Source organism: Promicromonospora sp. NPDC057488 (assembly GCF_042802395.1).
GTDB lineage: Bacteria > Actinomycetota > Actinomycetes > Actinomycetales > Cellulomonadaceae > Promicromonospora.
Genome location: NZ_JBHVEG010000259.1, coordinates 1 through 6,103, shown reverse-complemented (window position 1 = coordinate 6,103; position 6,103 = coordinate 1). Strand labels below are relative to the sequence as shown.

Here is a 6,103-nt window from a genome sequence, read left to right as displayed (position 1 = left end):
CCCTACACGGGTGCGCCGCCGTCCGCTCGGACGGCGGCGCACCCGCGTCCTCCTCAGGCGACGACCGGGTCGCGCAGGATCGTGCGCAGCGTGTCCTGCGGCGTCTCGCTGGTGTAGGCGACAAGATAGACCTCGCGGTGCGGCCCGCTGTGGGCCACGCCGGCCTGGTCCGCGAACCGGCCCAGCCGGTCCAGCGTGGCCAGCTCGCCGGAGAAGGGCCCGTGGTGCATCACCTGGACTACGGCCTGCTCGGGCAGGTCGACCACCTCCAGCTCGTCCGCGCCGGTGTCCGAGGGGCTCGCCGCCGTCGCCCGGGCGGCGGCCACGTCGTCGGGCGTGGTCCCGGCGCCGACGGCGACCATGAGCCGGTAGCTCAGCGCGGTGACCGGGTGCACGCTGTAGAAGTCCGCGATGCCGACGGGCGCCAAGTCCTCGGGGTACCAGTACTGGCCCTCGACCACGGACCGGTCCGCGGACGCGGCGTCCGGCGCCAGGGCGCGGGCGACGTCCCCGGCCAGCGCCATCCTGCGGTAGAACTCGTCGTTGCCGGGCGCGCCCGCACCGAGCACCGCCACGTAGCGGGTGGCGGGGGAGCGGACCAGCTCCGGCTCGTCGGACGCGGCCAGCCGCGCGGTCCGGGGCAGTGCGTCAGCCACGGAGCCCACCACCGATCTTCGCCATCGTCTCGGCGTACGCGGCGGGCAGGTCGATGCCGAGCTTGTCGGCGAGGACGAAGAGCCACCACATGTTCTCGGCCAGCTTGTGCCGCAGCTCGGCGTCGACGTCGCCGTCGATGTCCCACGTGCGCTCCGCCGCCAGGACCAGGCGGCCCACGTAGGCGGCGTCGTTGGTGAACCCGACGGCCAGCTCGGGCAGGGTCCAGGTACGGTGCAGCACCCGCTGCTCGATCTGCTCGTACAGGGCGCGGACCTCCCGCGCGGTGGCATCGGCCTGCGCCAGCGTCTGCCCGGCGGGGTCCTCGGGGCTGTTCATGTCATGTCCTCTCGGTGGTGAAGTGCTTCGACGCTAGGCCGCTTCCCGGACAGGTCCTGTCCGGGATCCCGTGTCTGCCCGGTCACACCCCCGCACCCGGGGACGTCGGCGCCTCGACGCCGTGCAGGACGGTCGTGAGCTGCCAGTCGACGGTCGACTGGTCGATCGCGTCGTGCACGGGGGAGTCGCCCATCTCGCCGGTGATGCCGCCCGCACCGGCCCGGGCGTGGGTCATGCTGTCGCAGGCGACGACGTCGACGACGGTGCCGTCGTCGCGCACGGCGATCCGCCGCCACAGGAACCCGGGCTGCCGCCGCAGGTAGTCGTCGATGTCGGCGTTCGCCGTGACGAAGTCCTCGGGCGTCAGCCCGGGAGCCGGGCGGAGGGTGGTGATCTCCAGAACCTGTGCCATGGCGGTGTCCTCTCGTGGTGCGTGCACCCGTGTCCCGGGCGCCGTTCCAGCCTGAGGTCCGCCGTCCGGAGGAGGAAGGCAGCGGCTGCCTGGGTGTCACACTCCCTGGTTCGCGCCCGCCGCGATCGTGCCGAGCAGGGTGAGCGAGTCGGCGCTCGCCGACCCGGCCGCGGCCGTGGCGACCGTGAGCTGCTGGCCGGGTACGTCCCGGCTCTCGAACGTCTGGTAGACCAGCTCCAGCCGCCCGACGGCGGGGTGGTCGATCCGCTTCACCGTCGCGGTCAGGCCGGTCACCCGATGGTCCTGCCACAGCCGGGCGAAGTCCGGGCTCTCGTCCTTCATGCGGGCCACCACCGCCGTCACCTCGGGGTGCGGCGGGGCGTAGCCCACGGCGAGGCGCAGCGCGCTGACCGCGGCGCGGGCGATGTGCTCCCAGTCCACGAAGTACGTCCGCGACGCGGCATCGGCGAACAGGTACGGGACCGCGCCCTGCGCCATCTGCTCCGGCCCCAGCAGCTGCGTCGCGACCGGGTTGGCGGCCACGATCCGGAACGCCGGGTTGACCACGTAGGCCGCGACGCCGGGCATGCTCTCCAGCAGGCGCAGCATGTCGGGCCCCACCCGGTCGGCCGCGGCGCGCGTCGCCGGCGCCAGCCGGGCCAGCCGGAACGCGTGCGCCCGGGCGTCCGGGCCGAGCTGGAGCGCGGTGCAGATCGCGTCCACGACCTGGGCCGACGGCGTCCGCTCGCGGCCCTGCTCCAGTCGCGCGTAGTAGTCGGCGCTGACTCCCGCCAGGACCGCGACCTCCTCCCGGCGCAGGCCCTTGACGCGCCGAGACCCGGCCGTCGGCAGGCCGACGTCCCGCGGGGACACCCGGGCGCGCTGGGCCGTGAGGAACTCCCCGAACGCGTTCTCTGCTGCTGGCATGCGTTCGAGGCTACGCGCGCGAGCCGCGAGGTAGCGGGGCGGCCCGCCGTGGGCCGCCCGGACGCCGAACGTAGGCTGGCGAGCTGTGATCAGTACCTCCGCGCGGCTGCTCCAGCTGCTGTCCCTGCTGTGGTCCCGGCCGAGCTGGACGGCCGGCGACCTGGCGCAGCGCATGGACGTCACGGAACGCACGGTGCGGCGCGACGTCGCCCGGCTGCGCGACCTCGGCTACGACGTCGACTCCGAACCCGGCCGCTGGGGCGGCTACCGGCTGGGGGAGAGCCGCCGGCAGCTGCCGCTCGTGCTCGACGACGACGAGGCGCTCGCGGTCAGCGTCGCCCTGCGGGAGGCGGCGCAGACCGGGATCCTGGGCGACGACCAGGCCGTGCTGTCCGCGTTCCTCAAGCTGCGCCGGCTGCTGCCGGACCGGGTCGCCGCGCGGCTCGGCGCGATGGACGACGTGTTCGAGCACACCGCCCGGGCCACGTCCCAGCCGCTGTCGCCCGGGATGCTCGCCACGCTGGCGCGGGCCTGCCGGCGTGGCGAGCGCCTTCACCTGTCCTACCGGAGCGCCCAGGGCGTCGCGACGGCACGCGAGGTCGACCCCTTCCGGCTGGTCTTCACCGGCAACCGCTGGTACTTCGTGGCGCTGGACGTGGCCAAGGGCGAGTGGCGGACGTTCCGCGCGGACCGCGTGGCCGACGCCCGGCCCACCGGGCGCCTGGTGCGTCTGGAGGACCCGCCCGACGCCGCCCGGCTCGTCGCCGAGATGCTCCTGAAGGACTACCCGCTCTACGCCACGGTGCGTCTGCCGCTCCCGCTCGACGACGCGATGCGTGCGGTGCCGCCCACCTCGGGTGCCCACCGGCCCGACGGCCCGGCGGCCACGGTCGTCCGGATCGGCGGCACGGATCCCGAGTCCCTGGCCGAGCGTCTCGTGGGGCTCGGCGTCCCGGTGACGGTGCTCGCGCCCGACACGGTCCGGGCCGCGGTCCGGCGCCGGGCACTGGCGCTGGCCGCGGACAACGCGCCGGTGCAGCGTTCGCGCTACCCCGGGTGATGCGTCGGCGGCGCCGTCGTCGGGAACAGGGGCCGGGGCGGCGCCTGCTCGCGCGGGGAGGGGAAGGTGACCGGCAGCCGGGCGGGAAAACGCATCCACGGGCTGGTGGCCCACTCGACCTTGTCCGGGTCGCCGTCGAGCGTGACCTGCAGGCGCTGCAGCAGCTCGGCGACCGCGATCCGCGAGACCACGCGGCCCAGCCGCGGTGCGGGGCAGCGGTGGGCGCCGGCGCCGAACGACAGGTAGGCGCGGTTGCCGACGGTGTCCCACGGGTCGTCGGACTGGACCAGCGGGTCGTGGTTGGCGGCGTGCACGGCCACGACCACCGGGTCGCCGCGCTGGATCAGCTTTCCGTCGACCACGGTGTCGCGCACCGCGAACCGCGGCATGAGGTTCGGGTTGGTCGTGGAGCGCCACAGCACCTCGTCGAGGGCGTCGTCGATGTGCAGCCGGCCGCCCGAGATACGGTGCGAGAACCGGGGGTCGCTCAGCACCAGCACGAGGGTCTGGGCGATCCAGGCCATGAGCGCCTCGGTAGCGGCGGCGGTGATCGCCGTCAGCGTCTGGGCCCGTTCCAGGTCGTGCTCGAAGTTGTCGTGCACGGAGAGCACCCCGGCGATGTCCCGGGTGCCGCGCTCGCGGCTGTACGCGATGTGCCCCGTGACGATCTCCCGGAGCTCGTCGGTCAGGGCGCGGGCGTCGGCCCCCGCCTCGAAGATCGCCCGGGTGATCTCCTGGAGGCGCTGCGCCTGCGTGGGCTCCAGGCCGTCCAGCTCGGACAGCACCAGGAACGGGACCACCGCGGCGTACTCGGCGACCAGGTCGGCCCGGCCGCGGTCCTCGAAGCGGTCGATGAGCATGCCGCACAGCCGCCGGGTGATGGCACCGGCCCGGGTCTCGTCGATCTGCTCCAGCGCGTCGTCGACCGGCGGGCGCAGGCGGGCGTGCTTGGGGCCGTCGGCGTCGGCCAGGGTGGGCTTGGGGGTCCTGGCGAGCACCAGGTGCAGCGTCGAGGTGGGGCCGAGCAGGCCCGCGCCGTGCCCGTTCCAGATCGACGGGTCCTTGATGAACGTGCGGTCGTCGCGCAGCATGCCCACAGCCGCGGAGTGCCCCAGCACCAGCCAGGCGGGGACACCCGGCTCCAGGTCGACCGGGGCGATCGAGCCCCACCGCGTCCGCAACCGCTCGTACACCGCGTTCGCGTCGGCGGCCGACGTGGTCTCCGCGAGCAGCGTGCGTGCGGTCGTGTCGCCCAGCCGCAGTGCTGGGCCCGACGGCGGTGATGCGGTCACGTTTCCCCTCTCGTGGGCGGCCTGGTCCGGGTCGTGCGTGACACCGGGCACCGGCCCTCGCTCGGGATGCTAACCGCGAGCGGACCGGCATTACCAGTGGCAATGCCGCAGGTCACGATCAGGTCCGCCGCTCCAGGTCGCTTGTCGCCGCCCGGCCGGATGGGCAGGATGTGCCCTATGCCCCAGGCCACCCCACTGCTTCGACTGCTCAACGTGCTGCTCGCCCCCGGGCTGCGCACCCGCAAGGACCCGGACGCCGTCTTCGAGCGCCTCCTCGCCGACGCCCAGAGCGGCCGCGTCGCGCTCGGGGACGACGAGCTCGCGGCGCTGGACGGGCTGCGCCTGCTCCTGGCCGACCACGCCGCCAACCCCGACCTGAGCGGCATGGGCTGGTCGAGCACGCAGAGCCAGATCCGGACCCGGCTGACCAACCGTGCGATCGTCCGCGACGTCCAGGCGAGCCGGCCCGACGTGCTGGACGAGCCGGTGACGGCGCCCGTGTTCGTCGTCGGGCTGCCGCGTACCGGCACGACGGTCACCTACAACCTGATCGCCCGGCACCCCGGCAACCGTGGTCCCAAGCTGTGGGAGATGGACAACCTGGGCCTGCCGCGCCCGCAGGCGGAGCGCGAGAAGCTGATCGCCGAGGCTCGCAAGCGGTACGCGACGGTGGCGAAGCTGAGCCCGGCGTGGGGGCACCTGCACCCGCTGGTCGCCGACAGCGAGGAGGAGGACTTCATGCTGCGCGCCCACACCGAGATGTACGCGACGTGGGGTCCCGCGCCGCGGTACCTCGACTGGGTGGCGAACGCGGACCTCACCGAGGACTACCGGTTCCTGCGCAACGCCCTGCAGGTCATGGCGGCCGGCGAGGCCCCGGAGCGCTGGGTGCTCAAGCACCCGATGGACCTGTGGCGCATGCCGGAGATCCTGGCGGCCTTCCCGGGGGCGCGGTTCGTCTGGACGCACCGCGCGCCGGGCGCCACGGTCGCCTCCGGCTGCTCCATGGCCGAGGCGACGCAGGTGATGTACATCAAGCCCGGCCGGATCGACCTGGAGCGCATCGGCCAGGAGTGGCTGGACATCTCGGCCCGCGGCGTGGAGCGCGCCGTCGCCCTGCGCGAGCAGCTGCCCGACGACGCCGTGATCGACGTCGTCTACGACGACCTGATGGCGGACCCCACCACGGTGGTGCACGGCCTGTTCGAGAACCTGGGCCTGGACTGGGGTGCGGCGGACGACGCGAACCTGGCCGCGGCCCTGGACCGCAGCGGCCACCGCGCGCACGCGTACACGCTGGAGCGCTACGGCCTGGACGAGGCCAAGGTGGCCGAGGCGTTCTCGGCGTACAAGATCCCGGACTCGGTCCTGAGCTGAGCCACCGCTGGTCGAGCTTGTCGAGACCGGTCTCGACAAGCT

7 protein-coding genes are annotated in these 6,103 nt (G+C 74.0%); 2 read left to right on the top strand and 5 right to left on the bottom strand.

The genetic code is table 11. From position 1 onward, the window contains the following. Positions 1 to 53: 53 nt before the first annotated feature. The 4 genes from ACFU5G_RS28500 to ACFU5G_RS28485 all read right to left on the bottom strand — a co-directional run bounded on the left by ACFU5G_RS28500 (position 54) and on the right by ACFU5G_RS28485 (position 2,332). Positions 54 to 656 carry a GyrI-like domain-containing protein gene (locus ACFU5G_RS28500; RefSeq protein WP_377252254.1) on the bottom strand — a complete coding sequence of 201 codons (603 nt, stop codon included), beginning with the start codon at positions 654 to 656 and terminating at the stop codon, positions 54 to 56. Next, a complete protein-coding gene (locus tag ACFU5G_RS28495) occupies positions 649 to 993 on the bottom strand; it encodes a hypothetical protein (RefSeq protein WP_377252252.1) in 345 nt (114 codons plus the stop codon). Before ACFU5G_RS28495 ends, ACFU5G_RS28500 begins: the two co-directional genes overlap by 8 nt. 82 nt (positions 994 to 1,075) lie before the next feature. Continuing rightward, a complete protein-coding gene (locus ACFU5G_RS28490) occupies positions 1,076 to 1,405 on the bottom strand; it encodes a hypothetical protein (RefSeq protein WP_377252250.1) in 330 nt (109 codons plus the stop codon). Between the two features lie 96 nt (positions 1,406 to 1,501). Further along, positions 1,502 to 2,332: a helix-turn-helix domain-containing protein gene (locus tag ACFU5G_RS28485; RefSeq protein WP_377252248.1), complete on the bottom strand. Its 831-nt coding sequence runs from the start codon at positions 2,330 to 2,332 to the stop codon at positions 1,502 to 1,504. Between the two features lie 85 nt (positions 2,333 to 2,417). On the opposite strand from ACFU5G_RS28485, the gene ACFU5G_RS28480 reads away from it, so the two are divergent. Continuing rightward, positions 2,418 to 3,392 carry a helix-turn-helix transcriptional regulator gene (locus ACFU5G_RS28480; protein WP_377252244.1) on the top strand — a complete coding sequence of 325 codons (975 nt, stop codon included), beginning with the start codon at positions 2,418 to 2,420 and terminating at the stop codon, positions 3,390 to 3,392. Here the strand turns inward: ACFU5G_RS28480 and ACFU5G_RS28475 are convergent. Beyond that, a complete protein-coding gene (locus ACFU5G_RS28475) occupies positions 3,380 to 4,684 on the bottom strand; it encodes a cytochrome P450 (RefSeq protein WP_377252240.1) in 1,305 nt (434 codons plus the stop codon). The two genes, ACFU5G_RS28480 and ACFU5G_RS28475, sit on opposite strands and share 13 nt — an antisense overlap. A gap of 177 nt (positions 4,685 to 4,861) precedes the next feature. Here ACFU5G_RS28475 and ACFU5G_RS28470 point away from each other — a divergent pair, with 177 nt between their 5' ends. Continuing rightward, positions 4,862 to 6,061, top strand: a complete 1,200-nt coding sequence (locus ACFU5G_RS28470; protein WP_377252237.1) for a sulfotransferase family protein — start codon at positions 4,862 to 4,864, stop codon at positions 6,059 to 6,061. The last annotated feature ends 42 nt before the right edge of the window (positions 6,062 to 6,103 follow it).